Source organism: Komagataeibacter oboediens (assembly GCF_018491655.1).
Lineage (GTDB): Bacteria > Pseudomonadota > Alphaproteobacteria > Acetobacterales > Acetobacteraceae > Komagataeibacter > Komagataeibacter oboediens.
In genome coordinates this window covers 70,463-88,327 of record NZ_JABLUU010000012.1, presented here as the reverse complement: position 1 = coordinate 88,327, position 17,865 = coordinate 70,463, and the positions used below count along the sequence as shown (strand labels likewise).

At 59.7% G+C, this 17,865-nt stretch carries 13 protein-coding genes; 4 read left to right on the top strand and 9 right to left on the bottom strand.

Annotation, left to right across the window (positions count from 1 at the left end; genetic code table 11):
• Positions 1 to 12 precede the first annotated feature (12 nt).
• The 4 genes from fdrA to HNO79_RS11040 are packed head-to-tail and all read left to right on the top strand — an operon-like array spanning position 13 to position 4,266.
• The gene (fdrA, locus tag HNO79_RS11055) at positions 13 to 1,554 is read left to right on the top strand and encodes an acyl-CoA synthetase FdrA (protein WP_214164551.1); all 1,542 of its coding nucleotides are present in this window, start codon (positions 13 to 15) and stop codon (positions 1,552 to 1,554) included.
• A complete protein-coding gene (locus HNO79_RS11050) occupies positions 1,547 to 1,723 on the top strand; it encodes a hypothetical protein (protein WP_010515429.1) in 177 nt (58 codons plus the stop codon). The genes fdrA and HNO79_RS11050 overlap by 8 nt, the downstream gene beginning before the upstream one ends.
• A 21-nt stretch (positions 1,724 to 1,744) precedes the next feature.
• Entirely contained in the window at positions 1,745 to 3,010 is a 1,266-nt protein-coding gene (locus HNO79_RS11045) for a YlbE family protein (protein ID WP_010515430.1), read from the top strand.
• On the top strand, positions 3,007 to 4,266 hold the full coding sequence (locus HNO79_RS11040) for a YlbE family protein (RefSeq protein ID WP_010515431.1): 1,260 nt from the start codon (positions 3,007 to 3,009) through the stop codon (positions 4,264 to 4,266). The genes HNO79_RS11045 and HNO79_RS11040 overlap by 4 nt, the downstream gene beginning before the upstream one ends.
• Positions 4,267 to 4,306: 40 nt before the next feature.
• Here the strand turns inward: HNO79_RS11040 and HNO79_RS11035 are convergent, their stop codons facing one another.
• From HNO79_RS11035 to HNO79_RS10995, 9 genes are read right to left on the bottom strand one after another with little or no spacing between them, the layout of a single operon-like run.
• Positions 4,307 to 5,800, bottom strand: coding sequence for a gamma-glutamyltransferase family protein (locus HNO79_RS11035; RefSeq protein ID WP_214164550.1), 1,494 nt, complete (start codon positions 5,798 to 5,800; stop codon positions 4,307 to 4,309).
• Complete coding sequence (locus HNO79_RS11030) at positions 5,801 to 6,541, bottom strand: SDR family NAD(P)-dependent oxidoreductase (protein ID WP_048856462.1); 741 nt, start codon at positions 6,539 to 6,541, stop codon at positions 5,801 to 5,803.
• 14 nt (positions 6,542 to 6,555) lie between these two features.
• The gene (locus tag HNO79_RS11025; protein WP_010515434.1) at positions 6,556 to 7,755 is read right to left on the bottom strand and encodes a cytochrome P450; all 1,200 of its coding nucleotides are present in this window, start codon (positions 7,753 to 7,755) and stop codon (positions 6,556 to 6,558) included.
• Positions 7,752 to 9,485: a hydantoinase B/oxoprolinase family protein gene (locus HNO79_RS11020; RefSeq protein ID WP_048856460.1), complete on the bottom strand. Its 1,734-nt coding sequence runs from the start codon at positions 9,483 to 9,485 to the stop codon at positions 7,752 to 7,754. The genes HNO79_RS11025 and HNO79_RS11020 overlap by 4 nt, the downstream gene beginning before the upstream one ends.
• Positions 9,485 to 11,581 carry a hydantoinase/oxoprolinase family protein gene (locus HNO79_RS11015; RefSeq protein WP_214164549.1) on the bottom strand — a complete coding sequence of 699 codons (2,097 nt, stop codon included), beginning with the start codon at positions 11,579 to 11,581 and terminating at the stop codon, positions 9,485 to 9,487. The genes HNO79_RS11020 and HNO79_RS11015 overlap by 1 nt, the downstream gene beginning before the upstream one ends.
• A 2-nt stretch (positions 11,582 to 11,583) precedes the next feature.
• Positions 11,584 to 12,741: a mandelate racemase/muconate lactonizing enzyme family protein gene (locus HNO79_RS11010; protein ID WP_214164548.1), complete on the bottom strand. Its 1,158-nt coding sequence runs from the start codon at positions 12,739 to 12,741 to the stop codon at positions 11,584 to 11,586.
• The gene (locus HNO79_RS11005; protein WP_010515438.1) at positions 12,738 to 13,997 is read right to left on the bottom strand and encodes an MFS transporter; all 1,260 of its coding nucleotides are present in this window, start codon (positions 13,995 to 13,997) and stop codon (positions 12,738 to 12,740) included. The genes HNO79_RS11010 and HNO79_RS11005 overlap by 4 nt, the downstream gene beginning before the upstream one ends.
• 1 nt (position 13,998) lies before the next feature.
• A complete protein-coding gene (locus HNO79_RS11000; protein WP_214164547.1) occupies positions 13,999 to 15,600 on the bottom strand; it encodes a carboxylesterase/lipase family protein in 1,602 nt (533 codons plus the stop codon).
• Between the two features lie 31 nt (positions 15,601 to 15,631).
• On the bottom strand, positions 15,632 to 17,854 hold the full coding sequence (locus tag HNO79_RS10995; protein ID WP_200409829.1) for a TonB-dependent receptor: 2,223 nt from the start codon (positions 17,852 to 17,854) through the stop codon (positions 15,632 to 15,634).
• Between the last annotated feature and the right edge of the window lie 11 nt (positions 17,855 to 17,865).

Here is a 17,865-nt window from a genome sequence, read left to right as displayed (position 1 = left end):
GAGCAGCGGCCAATGCCATCGCGCATAGTTGTTCGTCCACGTGAATACCATGATTCCGTCAGGCTCATGCGGCTTTCCCAGCTTCTGCGCAAGGAAGCGGGCGTGTCTGAAGCCATGATCATGATGGCAACCCCCAACAACCGGAAAATACTCGAGACCACGGGTTTCTGTTCCGAAGAGGCGCGGAATGCAAAGCCCGAAGACCTGATCGTGGCGGTTACGGCCCATACGGAAGAAGAAGCCGACGCCGCCATTGCAACAGCGGCCCAGATGCTGCAGAAAAATACGGAAAATGCCGGGAATACCGTTCAGGCCGGCACGCTGGATGAAGCGATTTCACTGGATCCGGACATCAACTTCGCCTGCATTTCCGTTCCTGGTTCCTTTGCCGCTGACGAAGCGGAACAGGCGCTGGAGCGTGGGCTGAATGTCTTCCTCTTCAGCGACAACGTGACGATTGAAGATGAAAAGCGCCTCAAGCAAACAGCACTGAAACAGAACAGGCTGCTCATGGGGCCAGACTGCGGCACCGCGATCATCAATGGTACCGCCATCGGCTTCGCCAATGCCGTCGCACGTGGCCCTGTCGGGATCGTGGCCGCGTCCGGCACCGGCGCACAGGAAATATCCTGCCTGCTGGACTGGATGGATGTCGGCATAAGCCACATCATCGGCACGGGTGGCCGTGACCTGCATCAGGATATCGGGGGGGCGACAATGTGCCAGGCCCTTGAACTGATGGCACAGGATCCACAGACGGACATTATTGTCGTGACGTCCAAGCCGCCTTCGGCCATCGCGCAGGACCGTGTCTTTGCGACCACCGCCAAAATCGGCAAGCCGATCGTTTTCAACTTCCTTGGCGCAACCCCGCCTGTTGATACGGCGGGCGCGGAATTCTGCACGACACTGGCCGAAACGGCGCTGGCAACCGCACGACATGTCAGACCGGATGCCAGCCTGCCCTGCGCCCCGCAGGTGGACAGGGAGGACTTCATCCGCAATGCGCTCGACACCAGAAAGCCTGTTCAGCGATATGTCCGCGGTCTGTATGCGGGTGGGACGCTGTGTTATGAAGCACTTCTCCTGCTGGGGGATATTCCGGGTGGGGTCTATTCCAACCTCAAGCACGACAGCCATGCCCTGACGGATATTTTTGCCAGTCAGGGCCATACCGTGATCGACATGGGAGACGACGCCTATACGCAGGGCCGTGCCCATCCCATGATCGATCCCGGCCTGCGGAACCAGCGTATCCTGCATGAAGCAGCAGATCCTGAAGTCGCTCTGCTGCTGCTCGATCTTGTCATCGGCTACGGTGCGCAGGACAACCCGGCGCGCAATCTGGCTGAAATCCTGCACAAGGCGCGCGATATCGCCGGACAGGACGGACGTAGCCTGCCGGTCATCGTGACCATCTGCGGGACCAGGCACGATATCCAGAACTACAATGAGCAGCTTGAACAGCTTGAGCAGGCTGGTGTCATGGTGGCACGCAGCAATGCAGAGGCCGTTACTTTGGCAAAGCGTTATGTCGAGGCAATCAATGTCTGAAAATCCCAATCCCCTGCTTTCCGGCGCCCCGCTTCATATCGCCAATGTTGGTATCGAACTGATCGGCGAAAATCTGGAACGGCAGGATGTCAAGGTGGTTCAGGTCCGCTGGCACCCCCCGGTCAGACATGACGAAGAACTGACAGCCCTGCTTGATACGCTGCTCTGACAGCGCCCACGGAGAACAGATATGGTAGATATCAAGACCCGCATCGAAACGGCCAATGCCCGGACGATCGAAATCATGCGTACCGGCACGGCCCAGCTTGTCGACGTCGGGCCGGCGCTGGAAATCGTACCGGGCATGCAGAAGAACATCATTCTGCATTCCGGTCCGGCCATTCCATGGCGGGAAATGTGTGGCCCCCACCGAAACGGCGTTACGGGCGCCGCCCTGTGGGAAGGGCTGGCGCAGTCCCCCGAAGAGGCATGGCGCAAGCTTGATTCAGGTGAAATCCGGGTAGCGCCGTGCCACGACTACCTGTGCGTCGGTGCCGGGGGGGGAATCATTTCCGCCTCCACCCCCGTGATGGCGGTCGAAAACACGACCTTCGGGAACCGCGCCTACAGCTGCATTTCGGAAGGGGGCGGCCTGCGCCTGCTGAAATGGGGATATTATGATGATGCCATCCTGAAAAACCTGTCATGGCAGGCCGAGGTTTTCGCGCCGGTGTTCCGGCAGGCACTGCGGGCGTCCGGGCCGATTGACATCAAGGCGATCATCTCCCGCGCGGTGGAGATGGGGGATGAATGCCATAACCGCTCCATTGCGGCGACGCTTCTGTTCCTGAGGGAACTCTATCCCTCGCTGCTGACGCTGGACATGCCGGGCGAGGATGTCAGGACATCCCTGAAATTCCTGGTGGACTCCGAACATTTCCTCCTGCATGCCATCATGGCAGCGGCCAAGGCGGTGCTGGTGCCGGCCGAACGGATCCCGTACAGCACGATTGTCACGGCCATGGCCCGCAACGGGGTGGATTTCGGCATAAAGGTCAGCGCCCTGGGCGATACGTGGTTCACGGCCCCCGCCCAGATGGTGAAAGGGCTTTATTTCCGTGCGGAATGGGATGATGACTGCGCAGCGCCTGATCTGGGGGACAGCGCCATTACCGAAACCGTCGGCCTGGGCGGCTTCATTCAGCCCTGCGCCCCCACCGTCACCCAGTTCGTGCAGGGCAACATCCATTCCGCGATCGCAAATACGCGCAAAATGCAGGAAATATGTGCCAGCACCAATCCCGATGTCCGTATTCCGGTCATGGATTTCACACCCGGCCCGATCGGCATTGATATCCGCAAGGTTGTCCGGACCGGCATTACCCCCCTGCTGGATACCGCCATCACCCATAAGGAAGGCGGCCTGATTGGCGCAGGCGAAGTGCATGCCCCCCTGGAATGTTTCGAAAAGGCGCTCAGGGCGTTCGGTCAGCAACTGGAAGGCATGTCGGCATGACACTGAAGGAAAAAATCGAAGCCGCCAACAGGGAAGCATTTTCCCGGCTGCACCTTGCAAAACCGGTATGGGTGGATGTCAGGCCGGCCATTGACGCCCTGCCGGGCATGACCCGCTCGACCATCCTGCATGCGGGCCCACCGATTGACTGGAACCGCATGTGCCCGCCCCAGAAAATGGGCGTGGTACAGGGAATCCTGCATGAAGGGCTGGCGGAAACGGAAGAGGCCGCCGAGGCGCTGATTGCCTCCGGCGCCGTTACGGTCGCGCCCTGTCATGAATATGGCGCGGTCGGGGGCATGGCGGGCATTACGACGGCCTCCAGCCCCCTCGCCGTGGTCCATGACCCGGTCCATGACAGCTGGGGGTATTCCCAGCTGTTCCAGGGACCGGCGACCGGGCTGCAGGACCGGGCCGATTACAACCGCGAAGCCCGCAAGCGGTGGACATGGCTGGAGCAGGTCTTTGGCCCCACGCTGTCCGCCGCTGTCCGCGCGACCCCCGGCATTCCCGTAAAGCCAGTCATGGCCCGCGCGCTGGAAATGGGGGATGAATGCCATAACCGCAACAGTGCCGGCAGCAGCGTGATCCTGAACGCCCTGATCATGGCGCTATATGATACATGCAAGGATCATGACAGGCTGCGCGAGATACTGGCTTACCTGAAAATCAACGACCAGTTCTCACTGTGCGTCTCCATGGCGGCGGCCAAGGCCATGGCCAATGCCGTGGGGGGGATCGAGTACAGTACGGTTGTATCCGCCATGTGCCGCAATGGCGTTGATTTTGGCATAAAGATCAGTGGTATGGGGGATCGCTGGTATACCGCGCCCGCCAACCGCATCCACGGGCTCTATTTCTCATCCGAATGGACCGATGCGGATGCCGTGCCCGATATCGGGGACAGCAGCATCATGGAAACCATCGGGCTTGGTGGTCATGTGCAGGCTGCGGCCCCGGTGCTGCAGCAGTTTGTGGACGGCTCATTCGCTCATGCGCAGTCCGTAGTGCACAAGATGGAGCAGATTACTGTCGGTGCCCTGAAGGAGTTCAAGATCACGACCATGGACTTTATCGGCGCACCGGCCGGTATCGACATCCGCAAGGTCATGAAGACCGGCATCACCCCGGTCATAGATACGGCGATTGCCCACCGCCAGGGTGGCGTGATCGGCGCGGGACAGACCACGGCCCCCATGGGGTGCTTTGCCGAAGCGCTTAGGGATTTTGGCCGGCGTTATACGGAAACAGCCTGAAAGGGGCTGTTTCCGCAAAATCCGCTGGGCAGCAACGGGGTCATATGACCCCGGCCCAGTTTTCACGCCGCCAGTCACCTACGGCATAAGGCATGCCTGCCCTGTCCACCCCGGCACAGGCGATGGCACCAAAACACATTGCACCGTCCGCCATCGGTTCGATGATATGCCCCCTCCCGGCCAGGGCGGACCGGGCAGGATGCCTGTGTTCCATCAGCAGTTTCCCTGCCTGACTGCGCCACCGGGGTGCCGCAATGGCGGTTGCCAGGTCTTCCCCACGCCGGATAATACGGTCAATGAACTGCAGCAGGGTCTGCACCTGCCCATCAGCCCCCGGCGTAGCAATGGCAAGCGTGCCCTGGGCCGTCCGCAACAGGGCTGGTGCCAGCGTATGGACCGGCCGTTTGCCGGGTGCATAGGAATTGGCGCCCTGTGTAAAACCACCCGCCCTGTTATTCAGAAAAATGCCCAGTTCGGGAACGAAAACACACGACCCGAAATCATCAAACACGCTGACAAGGGAAGACACTGCCATTCCCTGTGCATCGGTCACGCAGACGCCTGCGGTATGCAGGTACCCACGCGGGCCACCACGGTTTCCGGCCCGGGATACGTCAATCTCCAGCAGTTGATCCAGCAGCGCCGGTCCTTCAAACGCGCGGTCGCGATAGGCAAAGGAGGCTTCGGTCAATTCAACGGCAATGTGTTCCGCTGCGATATCATCGGCGGGATGGAAATTCGCGAAATTGTTCAGGACCATCCCCAGCAGCACGCCCTGCGTCGGCGGTGGCTGGAGGAAAACGTCCACTCCATTATAATTGACCTGCAGGGGATCGGTCAGTCCCGTCTGGTGATCGGCCATGTCATTCAGGTCAAGCGCTCCGCCCAACGCGCGAACCCGGCCGACAATGGCGCGGGCCATGTCCCCGGTATAGAAACACGCAGGCCCCGTGCGGGCAAACGCACGCAGCACTTCGGCCAGTTGCGGCTGGACATGTTTGTCACCCGCCTTCACATGTCGCCATGGACAGTCGGCGGACCCGTTCTGTCGCAGGCGCCCATCATGCGCCGCAAGTGTCCTGCCCAGATAGGCGGAAACCTCAAACCCGTTTTCCGCAATCAGCGTGGCGCGTTTCAGGCAGGCTTCCAGCGGCAGGACGCCCCACCTGTCATGCATGACGGACCAGGCACCCGGCAGGCCCGGCACCGTGATGCTGTTCGCCCCGTCAATTGCACACTCATGACCGGATGCGGGGGCCGCCCCGGCACCGCTTATGGCCTGTACTGAATGAGTATCATCGATAATCGCGAACAGATCCCCCCCGATGCCACATGCATCGGGGGAAACCACGCAGAGAACTGCCTGCGCGGCGATGGCCGCATCTACGGCCGATCCCCCCTGCCCCAGTATTTCCTGTCCTGCCGCCACCGCCAGAGGATGGGCCGCGGAAACCGCGCCCATACAGCCGGAAAGGACGGGCATGACCGGTGACGAATAGCCATCGGCAACCCGCCAGTGCGAACCTGTTGTCATTTATACCGCCGTGTACCCGCCATCAATGACGATGGACGTACCCGCTATGTACCGCCCTGCCTCCGAACTCAGCAGCAGGATCAGGGATGAAACCTCGTCCGGCACACCGTGTCGGCCCAGCGGGATCTGCGCGTCGATTTCCTTGCGCCGTCCCTGTGGGTCCTGCTGGAAGGTCCAGAACGGATCATTGAACGGCGTGTCGATCCAGCCCGGCAGGATGCAGTTGATCCGGATCCCCCTGGGGCCAAGTTCCGCAGTCAGGCTACGCGCCAGCCCCGGCAGGGCGGCCTTTGTCGCCTGATAGGCGGACATGCCCGCATGCCCCTTGATCGCCCCGGTGGAGGACGTGAAGATGATGCTGGGGTTATCGGACGCCGCAAGATAGGGGGCAGCCGCCTGCGTCATGAAAAACGGCATCTTGAGATTGAGGTCTGTCGTCCGGTCCCACATCTCCTCGGTCCAGTCGGGCAATGTTGCCGACAGCATGAGGGCGGCAGTAATCAGGACGGTATCAAGCCCGCCAAACTGCCGGACTGCGGTTTCCACCACTTCTTTGGCCACACCCGGCGCGCCAAGGTCGCGCTGCAGGAACACGCAGGCCCCTTTGCCCGGTTCATCCGCCACGGCCTGCGCCTGTTCACGATGGTCGACAAGGACGACATTGTCCCCGCGTTCGCGAAACTTCCTGACACTTGCCAGCCCGATACCTGTCGCACCGCCAGCAACGATTACGGTTCCCATTTTATCTGTTCTCCTTATCTGGGACCAATGGCCATGGGCAGCGTGAGCAGGCCACGCAGTCCGGGCGTCAGGCGCAGGGTCGCGTCCTGTGTCATTTCCAGCCTGCCAAACTTTTCCGCCAGCGTGCGGAAAAAGACCTCACCCTCCAGACGCGCCATCATCTGCGCGACACAGCCATGGATGCCGGTGCCATAGCCGATCTGGTGCGTGATGCGACGGCGGATATCGAACCGGTCGGGTTCCTCCCACACGGCCGGGTCACGGCCGGCCGAACCGATCAGCACCAGCACCTTCTGGTGCCTGTCCAGCTTCTGGCCCTCGAACTCGAACGCCTCGGTCGTCGTGCGGAACAGGCTCTGGGAAGAACTGTCATAACGCGTTGCTTCTTCAAACGCGGCACGCGCCAGGGAGGGATCTTCCTGCAGGATCTTCCACTGTTCGGGATGTTCCGCCAGCGCACGCAGGCACAGGCCTATGGAATCGATAGTCGTATCCACCCCGGCCGAGAGGAAGGAACGCACAAGCAGCTTGGCTTCCGCATGCGTGACTTCACCGCGGTCAGCCGCGGCATAGATGGCTGCACCCAGCCCGTCATCGGTCAGGGCGGAACGTTCGCACTTGGCATCGACCCATGCGCTGACTTCATCGGCACGTTCCAGCAGCTTGTCATACCACGCCGTACGCGGGCCAAAGGCGCCGAAGACCATGCCGCCGTAAATCAGCATCATGTCCCGGTCCAGCGGGGGCATGCCCACGGCGTCGGGAAAGACCTTCATGGGGAAGGGCTGAACCAGCTGCGAAATCGCCTCGATTTCCCGGTTTTCAAGCACCCCGTCCATCAGCGTGCTGGCTTCCTGCAGAAAAACCGTACGCATTTTCTGAAGCGCACCCGGCGTGAAAAGGCGCATCAGCACCCGGCGTGTGCGTTCATGTTCTGGTGGATCAACTTCCAGGATGATGCTTGGCTTGCGCCAGTTCGGTTCCTTGAAATAATTGGTCAGGCCACCGCCGCCCGCATTGGAAAACCGCTTCCAGTCGGTCAGGACTTCCTTCACCTGCGCATAGTGGTGCACAACCCATATGTCATGGCGTTCCAGCCAAACAATGGGACCCAGCGCCCGTAACTGCGCGTAATGCCGATAGGGATCCGCGCGGAATTCTTCCGAAAAAGGGTCCAGGTCGGAACAGACCCGTCCATCCGTATGGTAAGTCACTGTTTCGCTCCGCTTAAAATCAGGCGCTGGTTGCGTGTTGCGTTTTCATCAATGACATGGTCCGGCGTAATGACCACCCCGTAATCCCGTGCCGCCGTCTGGATCGAGATCTTTTCGTCCAGCACGTCATCAAGGACCATCTGCGGGGCGCGCTCGTGCGGCAGGCCATATCCCCCGCCCCCTGCCATGGTATGATGGAACACATCGCCGGTATTGAGGATGATGGGCTGTGTCGGCATCGCGGGCAGGACCTGCTCATGCCCATCCACCTGCAGGATATTGACCGTAGGCGCCCCTGTTCCGCCGCCGAACAGCCCGTAGGGCGGGTACCTCACCTTGTCCGAACGGACCCCGAAATACACGTCATCCTGCAGGATGCGATAGGCACGGGTAATGCCCAGCCCACCCCGATAACGCCCCGCGCCTGCGGTATCGGGGGCTATGGCATACTCCTCTATCCGGATCGGGTAATCCGCCTCGATGATTTCAATGGGCACATTCGCCTGGTTGGAGGCCATATGCGGCACCCCTTCCTGCCCATCATGCTGACTGGTTGCCCCCCACACACCCATGATGCATTCGGAAAACACGAATGTTTTCCCCCGCTGGCGGCCACTGAAGCTGGGCAGGGTTGACCCGCCCGCACCATCGGCGGCGACACGGTCGGGCAGGCAGTCCGCCAGCGCGCCGAACATGCAGTCCACAATCCGGTAACCGGTGATCCCGCGCCCGCCGCAGGCCGCGGGATAGGTACAGTTCAGGACGGTCCCCTCCGGCGCGATGACCCTGATCGGGCGTGTATAGCCATGACAGTTGGGCACATCATCACCCATAACCGAACGCAGGGCCGCATACACATTTGATTTGCAGAAGGACAGCGGCGCATTGATGCCTCCCGCGACCTGGGCCGATGTACCAGTCCAGTCGGCCACCACCTCATCACCCGAAATCTGCAGCTTGAGACGGAATACAACCGGTTCGGGGCAGTCTCCCAGCCCGTCGATATGGTCCTCGAAAGTGTAACATCCATCCGCTATGGCGCTGATGGCAGCACGGGCAAGCTTCTCGGCATAATCATGCAGGGCGATGGTGTACCGCCTTATGCGCTCCCTGCCATATCGGCGCAGCATTTCGTGCAGGCTGCGCGTCCCGGCTTCGACCGCAGCGCACTGGGCCGCAATGTCGGGCAGCACAAGGTCAGGCGTGCGGACATTGGCAGCAATGATGCTGTGAATGGCCCGATCCGGCACCCCTGCACTGACCAGCTTCAGGAACGGCAGGCGCAGCCCCTCCTGATGGATGCTGGTCGCACTGAGCGAGTTGCTGCCGGGAACCAGTCCGCCCACATCGACATGATGGGCAATCGTTGCCGCCCATCCGCACAGTTCATCTTCAAAGAAAATGGGCCGGACGACATAAATATCGGGCAGATGCTGCCCCGACGCAAGATAGGGGTCATTGCCGATAAAGACATCGCCATCGGCGATATCCCCCTCGTACTGCTTCATGAGATGCTTCATCGCATCATAGAAACTGCCAAGATGCATCGGCGTAGTCAGACCCTGGGCAATGTTTTCCCCATTGGCGTCACACAGCGCCGTGGAAAAATCCATGGCGTCGCGAACGATTGGCGAATGGGCCGTCCGCATGAGGATGATCGCCATTTCATCGGCGATGGCCTCAAAACCATTCTTGATGATTTCGAGGAGAGCCAGATCACATTCAGCCATCAGGAATCATCCCGCGTTTCAAGTTCGATTACAATATTGTTGTAATCATCAAGCCATGCGCGGCAGTCGGGCGGGACAACTGTCGTGCCTTCATATTCCTCAATGATCAGCGGCCCCTGCATGGGCTGCGTGTCCAGCATATCACGCCGCAGGACCGGTGTTTCCACCAGCCCCCCCAGCGGACCGAAATAGGCCATGCGCACGGCCCTGTCTCCGTTCTCAACCGCACGCCCGGGGCTCTGGATTTTTGTGGTGCCACAGGGGGAGATTGCAGCCACGACGCGGATTGCGGCCAGTTCGATGGGCGTATTTTCGTGGGAATATCCGTAGCTGCGCTCATGCTCCGCCACGAAATCCTCGATCAGCCGGTTTACGGTCTGAGCCGTAATATCCGACGTATCGACCGCTATCCCCAGTTCGGATCCCTGCCCGTGATACCGCAAGTGAATGGTCCTGCGGACCTGTATGCCGGACTTTTCCTGCATGTCGTCCAGCACGGCGCGTTCAAGCGATTCCAGTGCGTCCTTCAGTTTCTCGCAATCTGCCTGATCTGTTGACAGGAGGCCGGACAGCGCAAGACTGCGCCCGGATTCATAATCCGCGAACAGCAGTCCGACCGCGCTGAATACACCCGCACCAAGGGGCACGATGACCCGGCCCATATTGAGTTCACGCGCCAGCGCCGCAGCATGCATCCCGCCATTGCCGCCGAACGCAAGCATGGTGAAATCCTTCGGGTTGCGCCCACGATATGTCGAGACACCCTTGACGGCGCGCATCATCGCAGCATTCGCGACACAGTGAATGCCATAAGCCGCATCCAGCAGGCTGACATCGGTCTGATCGCATACCGCGCGGTGGATCGCCTCCTCGGCACGGGCCTTGTTCAGGCATACACTTCCGGATGCAAGGGCTTCGGGATTAAGGTACCCCAGCACAAGATTGGCATCCGTTACCGTGGCTTTTTCACCGCCTGCGTCATAACAGGCGGGGCCTGGAACGGCACCAGCACTTTCCGGGCCGATCTTGATCACGCCACCCGCATCCAGCCGGACGACGCTGCCGCCCCCTGCCCCGACTTCGGATACGTCGATGATGGGCAGCTTGAGGGCATATCCGCCCCCCTTGGCCAGTGCGCTGGACATGGAAATCCCGCCGCCAACTTCATAATCATCGGTTACGGTCAGGCCGCCGTCCTGAATCAGCGATGCCTTGGCTGTCGTGCCGCCCATGTCAAAGGTAATCAGGTCCCGATACCCTGCGGCAGCCCCCAGCCGCGCGGCGCCAACCACGCCCGCCGCGGGGCCGCTTTCGACCACCGTTGCCGGTTTCGCCACGACCTTGTCCACATCCAGCAGGCCACCGCTGGACTGCATCATCAGGACATGCCCGTCAAAACCCGCATCCTTCAGCCGTGATTCCAGCGTTGTCAGGTAACGACGGACCACAGGACCGACATAAGCATTCACGACCGTGGTGCTGGTGCGCTCGTATTCACGCATTTCAGGCAGCACGTCGTAGCTGATACAGACGAAACACTCTGCCGGCAGCACATCGCGAAGCTGGGACAGGACAGCCTGTTCATGCGCAGGGTTCGCGTAGCTGTGCAGGAAGCAGACCGCGACCGCTTCAACCTGCAGGTCACGCAGCCGGACGGCAAGGGCGCCCACATCCGCAGTATCCAGCGGTGCGAGCACCTGTCCCTTCGGGTCCATGCGCTCGGTAATTTCAAAGCGCAGGCGCCGGGATGCCAGCGGTGGTGGCTTGCAGTAGAGCGGTTCATACAGCCGCGGCACACGGATACGCCGCAGTTCCAGCACGTCCCTGAAACCACGGGTCGTGACCAGCGCGGTCTTCGCCCCCTTGCTTTCCAGTATGGTGTTGGTCGCGATTGTCGATGCGTGAAGCAGATTCGCGAAATGCGACATCGGCACGTCCACGCGTTCAATAATCTGGCGGATACCGTTCAGGATGCCTTCGCTATAATCGTGCGGCGTGGACGGCACCTTGGCCGTTAGCAGTATACCATCGCCCGAAAGGCACGCGATATCGGTGAACGTCCCGCCAATATCCGCCGCGATACGATAAGTCGTCATGCTCATTTATCAGACCGGAAAGACTGAAGCTTTTCTTCATCAACAACGATCCCGAGCCCTGGCGCATCAAGCGGCAGGAGGGCCCCGTCCTTAACAGTCATGGGTTCCGCCAGAACATCATCGTCATAATAATGGCCGGCCACACGATAGGGATGGGTGCCTGATGGCGCGCTGATCGCAATGACCGCTGCCAGGGAAACACTCGGCCGCGCCAGCGCGAAATGCACGTTGGCCGCCGTGCCGATCGCGGATTCAATGGAACCATTGACGTCACAGGCCATAAGGTGTGATTCCGCGAAGTCAGCCACCTTGCACGCCCCGCCAAAACCGCCAGCCTTGGCAAGGTAGATGGAGAAGCAGTCGGCTGCCCGTTCACGGACGACATCATAGGCGTCATGAATGTCCCAGCAGCTTTCATCCGCCACGATGGGCACGGACGACGATGCCGTGACTTCCGACATGTAACGCAGGCCCTGCGACGGCTGTTCCACCAGTGACACACCAGCATCCGTCAGCTGCCTTACGACACGCGACGCATTCTTGCCGTGACCATAGCCCTGATTGGCATCCATGCGCAGCGTGATGCCGTCCCCCAGCAGCCTGCGCAGTTCCGTAATAAGCGAGATGTCCCGCGCGCTGTCCACGCCACCCTTGATCTGCAGTGTGCCGACACCATCTTCCACCGCCATGACGGCTTCCTGCACTGCCTCGGCCTGCGGCATCAGGCCCACCATATGCGCGACCGCCACGCCGTCACGCACCTTTCCGCCCAGCAACCTGTACACAGGCAGACCCGTCACCTTGCCCCATGCATCATACAGCGCGATGCTGACGGCGCATTTTGCGTAGACGTTCCCCACTGCCACATGGTTCATGATCTGGGCCGCACGCGTCACATCTGAAACATCCGACCCGATCAGTGCCGGCCCCAGCACGTTCTGGACCATTTCGATAACGGTCTTTACCGTCTCACCGGCATGACGGCCAAAATCCCCGCCCCAGTCGGGAAGTGGTGTTGCCTCCCCCCAGCCGACAACGTCATTTTCCGTTTCGACCCGGACCGCGACAAAATTCCCCAGGTTCCCCAGCATGCCGGCCCAGCGGAAGTCACGCCGCGTGGGCAGTGAAAACGGGAATGCCGTAATAGAGATAATTTTCAAGTTCTTTTCTCCTCATGAAGAATTTGGGGTGTCCGATCTGGTGAATGGGTCCCGATACCTGTCTGGCTGGCCAGTCCTGTCCGGCCTCCGGGAACAAGCCATGCGGCAAGAAGCAGCGTGACCGACGCCAGTCCCCACAGGATGTTCCACTGCGAAATGGCCAGAAAGACAGGTGGGGCAAGCAGGCAGACAAAGGACGTTATCTGCCCGATGATACCGGATGCGAGCCCGATATCCCTTGGGGATGTAACCAGTAATGGCAACTGCGCCGTGGCGGACCCGACCAGTCCCCCAAAGGCAAGAAGCCACATGACCAGACCAAGCAGGGCGATCGGGAACGTCCCATACGGAAAAAACAGCACCAGGATCGCGAATATCCCCATGACGACCAGCAAGCGGTACAGGTTCCGGAAATCCACCTTGCGGATCAGAAGATACCCCGTCAGGACACCGCCACAGACCATGGCCAGTATCTTGGCCCCCGCAACGCCGCCGTTCGAGACCTTCAGGCTCAGCCCATACAGATGTTCAAGATAGGAAGGCGTGACCACACTGACCCCGTAGGCCACGGCATTTGGCAACGCCAGGGCAAGGGCAAGACGGGGCACGGCACGATCAAGCAGGAAAAGTTTCAGGCCCGCACGCAGGCTGCGGACTTCCACGATTGCAGATTGTGCCGGAAGCCAGAATGCCAGCACGATCAGGACACAGAAGATACCACCATCCCACGCAAATGACTGGCGCCAGTGGGTGCCTGTTGCAAACGGCACCGCCAGTAGCAGGCCACACGCATAACCAACCGGCCCATAGGTGGACCAGAAGGATAGCGCGCGCGTGCGGAGATTTCCATCAAGCCAGGAAACCAGGGCACTGGGGCAGGCAACCGCCATGCAGCCAAAGGCCGTACCTTCCAATGCCATGCCGCCATACAGCATTTCGGTATCACTGGCACCGGCAAGGAAAATATCCCCCAATGCCGCCAGAATACCGGCAAGCATCATGCCATACCGGATGCCGATACGATCAATCAGACGCCCGATCGGCATGCAGGCCAGAGCAGCCGGGATCGAATAGATCGACAGTGCCATACCGGCTTCCGCACGCGATATATGCAGGTCACGCCCGATTTCGACAACAAACGATACAAATATGCCGACGCTTGTCATTGAAAGCACGATGCTTGCGTAACAGAAGGCGATCAGCAGCGCGGATCGTACGTTCCGCCGGGCTACGGGCTTGTCTATTGCCGCATTCATGTCAGCCCTGCTCCAGCACGCGGTTGTCCATGGCTTTGCCCAGAAGTACCAGCCTGTCGTAATTTTCGATTGGCACAAGCTCCGGGGGCCGCTCATCCAGGCGGAACAATTGCCGTTGTCCGGGCCTGTAGGACGGCCACTGGGGCAGGCCCGCGCCGTTCGGATCGCCATTACGTGCAAAATTCAGCCAGTAGCCCGACATCCTGCGCATGAGATCTTCCTGTTCGTGCTGGCGTTCGGACCATATTGGCTGGGTCTTGAACACAAAGCCTATTTCCGCGCCATGAAACGCATATCCCGGCGGCGCTGCGGTGGCACTTTTCGCGCCCCACACGGCCGGAAGCGCATATCTGTAGTCAAAACGGTAGGCATAGCTTGTACTGACGCGGGCCATCATCATGGCCAGGACAATACTGTTCCAGTTGAACACAAGATCCCCGAATACATCGCGCCCCATCGTTGTGGGCGTCACCCCGGGTTCCGCCTGCATCAGGGACAGAACCCTGCCCGCCTCACTGCCATATATCTGGTGGACAGCCTTGCGCAGGCCAGCCGCCGTTCCATTCCCGATGGGCGGGAACAGGCTGCCTTCATCATGATTGTGTCCGGCCATGACCGGAACCCGGGCGCAGTTTCCGGCCGCCAGCATGCGGAAGGGATGTTCAGGCACAAGGAAACCGTCAATCACCGGATAGAACTGCCAGCTGAACCCGTATTCCTTGATCAGGGTCTCTGCCGGCAGGCTGCGCAGGCTGGCAAGATCTGGCTGACCGATCCGACGGCCGAACGCGGCACCTGCCTGCTGCATCTCAGGCAGTCGTCCGAGGAGAATTTCGGAATCCGGCCGCCCCAGAGGTGCGCCACTCTGGGCGATGGCGCGATGGAACAGCCCGCGGGACTGGGGCATGACCAGATGGTAGGCCACACTGAATGCACCGGCGGACTGGCCGAAAATGGTAATATTGTCCGGATCGCCACCAAAGGCCTCGATATTGTCACGCACCCAGCGCAGGGCGGCGATCTGGTCCATCAGGCCGTAATTGCCCGAAACGCCCTGAGGAGATTCCCGCGCCAGTTCCGGATGGGCAAAAGACCCCAGAATACCAACGCGGTAGTTGAGGGAGACAACAACCACGTCCTCAGCCGCGAGTGCCGTACCATTATAATGCGGATCAGCACTGGTTCCCATGATGAAGGCGCCGCCATAAATCCAGACCATGACCGGACGGAGCGTCCTGCGACGCGGGGGTGCCCATACATTCAGGGTCAGGCAGTCCTCGCTCATGTCCGCAGGGGTAAAGGCGCTGTCTGTATCACTGGAAAACGAGGATGGCGCATACGGACTGTGACCGAAATGATCGGCCCTGCGCACCCCCTTCCATGCCCTGACAGGCTGGGGGGGACGCCAGCGAAACGGGCCGACAGGTGGCGCGGCATACGGAATGCCAAGCCATGCGGTCACACCAGGAACAGCGGTGGAGACACCTTCCAGCGCCCCGTCCTTTGTCTGAATGACGGCGGAACGGGCCTCTGCCGCGCTCCATCCGAGCATGGTCACCCCCGAGCCGATCATGAAACCGCGTCGTCCTGTCTGCCCTCGCACCACGAAGCGCCTCCCCTATCCCATAACAGTATTAAAAGCCGGCACTGACCGTCGCCATGACCATGAACGGTGTTGAAACGTAGTAGGTGGGTGCACCACCCGCTGCGATTGTCGTGCCCTTCAGGCCGCGCGATGCATTGGCGCTTGTCTGCACGCCATACACACCCGACAGGTAATGATTGTTCGCTGCATTGACCATGTTGACACGGATTTCGGGCCGCTTGAGGAAACCGACATTGTTGAACCGGTACCCACCCGTCAGATCGAGCTGCACGTAAGGGTCGATGGACGCATCATTCATGAAGGTTGAATACTGCCGCCCGACCCATTTCACGCCTGCGTTGCCGAAGAAGTGGCCATCGTCATAATCAAGTGCGAAACCAAGCTGGTATTTCGGGGCTTCGACAGCGCTCTTGCCCTTCGTGCGTAGATAGTCCGCACCGACCTGCAGGTTGCTGTCCTGGCGCGCATCCAGATATTCGGCCGAAATATAAGGCCGCAGATGGTGCCAGGGACCCGTGCCCATTTCAAAGTCAACGCCACGGGCGTGTTCCCCACCGCCATTGATCTCAGACGGGATCTGCTGTGAACCGCGATAGGTTTCGGTGCTGACCAGACGATTGGTGAAGTTGTAGTTAAAGAAGGCGATCCGCGCCATCAGGAGCTTTGAAGTATACCGATAGCCGATTTCTTCAGTAATGGAGTATTCAGGTTTCAGGGATGTATTTCCCGCCTTGGTCTCCACGCCATTATAGGTCCCTTCGAACAGGGCATTGGATGACGGGACACGGAAAGCGGTGCTGCCATTGACATAGAACTGATGATGACGGTTGAGCTTGAACGTCGCGCCGAACATGGGCAGCGGTTCGGCATTGTTGGTGTTGGCATTATACGGCACGCCCGGCAGGGAGTTGACACCCTGACGCGTCACCATGGCTTCACGGAAACCGGCCATCATCTTCAGGCGGTCATGCAGCAGCGAGACCGTATCGGCAATATACAGCACATTTGTCGTAACATAGGAGTGCTGAGCCATGAGCGAGATCGGATGACCGTTATACGTGTAATAGTTCGTGGTGCCCCACGGGTCCAGCGGCGCGCCACTGGAGCTTACACGCCCGTAATTGGAATACAGATCATCATTTTCGTACTGGAACCAGTAACCGAATGTAAGGGAGTTATGTTTCGTTTTATATTCAAGGTTCGTATTAAAGCCTGACCGCGACGTTTCCTCGATATAAGGCTCATAGACCATCGAACTTCCGCCGATTTTTCCATCGCCATTCAGATCGACAGGCACGCTTGTCAGGCCGGAATAAACCGCGTTTTCACTTACGGTACCGCCAAAGCCCGTGGTGCCAAACATGTAGTATGTATAGGGCGTGAAGTTTAATTTCAGATGCTTGGTGATATTGATGTTGGTGGGCAGGGACACCAGCAGCGATTCATAAGGGTTATCATGCAGCTTGTAGTATTTGGAATTGGTGCCGTTCGCCCAGTTGTTGGTGTAATTGTACTGACCGCCCTGATTATACTGGGCTAGGGTCGGATAGTTGTAGTTGGAAATATCAAATTCGCTGAACGAAATCGTCAGCTTGGACCGGCTGCCATGCCCCCAGTCCTTCAGCAGGCCAAGGTCCATGTGGGTCTTGGAATCATGACCGTAACCACGTGTGTGGTTGCCTTCCGACTGCGAGACGGAGATGAACATGCGCACGCCGGACCGACCGATCTCACCCGTATCCACACGGACAAAGCCACGCGCCATGTCATACGAACCACCGGTGGAATCCGCGGTAATATGAAAGTTTCTGGACGGATCACGGGTAAACATGGTGACGACGCCACCGGACGCATTGACGGTTGGTGTTGAAATGTCCGGTGAACCCTGATCAAGCCGCACGCGTTCCAGGTTTTCCGTATCGGCCCATTCCGCCGGATTGACCTGACTGTTATAGGTGCTGGTAACAGGGATGCCTTCATATACAAACCCCATCTGCGATGAATCGAGGCCACGCACCGAAAGACCGCCACCCCCGAACTGCATGTTGAAGGGATCGCTTGATGCGGCATTGGCGCCGGGTTCATATTTGAGCAACTGGAATATGGACTGTGTCGGCGACTGTTTCGCAATGAAATCATGGCTGACCGTACTGGCCGACTTGAATCCCGTTTCAGCCGCGATCAGGCCACCACCCATCTGCCGCCCCGTAACACCAGTCGCCGAAATGGCGCCGTCGGCGGTAACGGTCATCAGTTCGACTT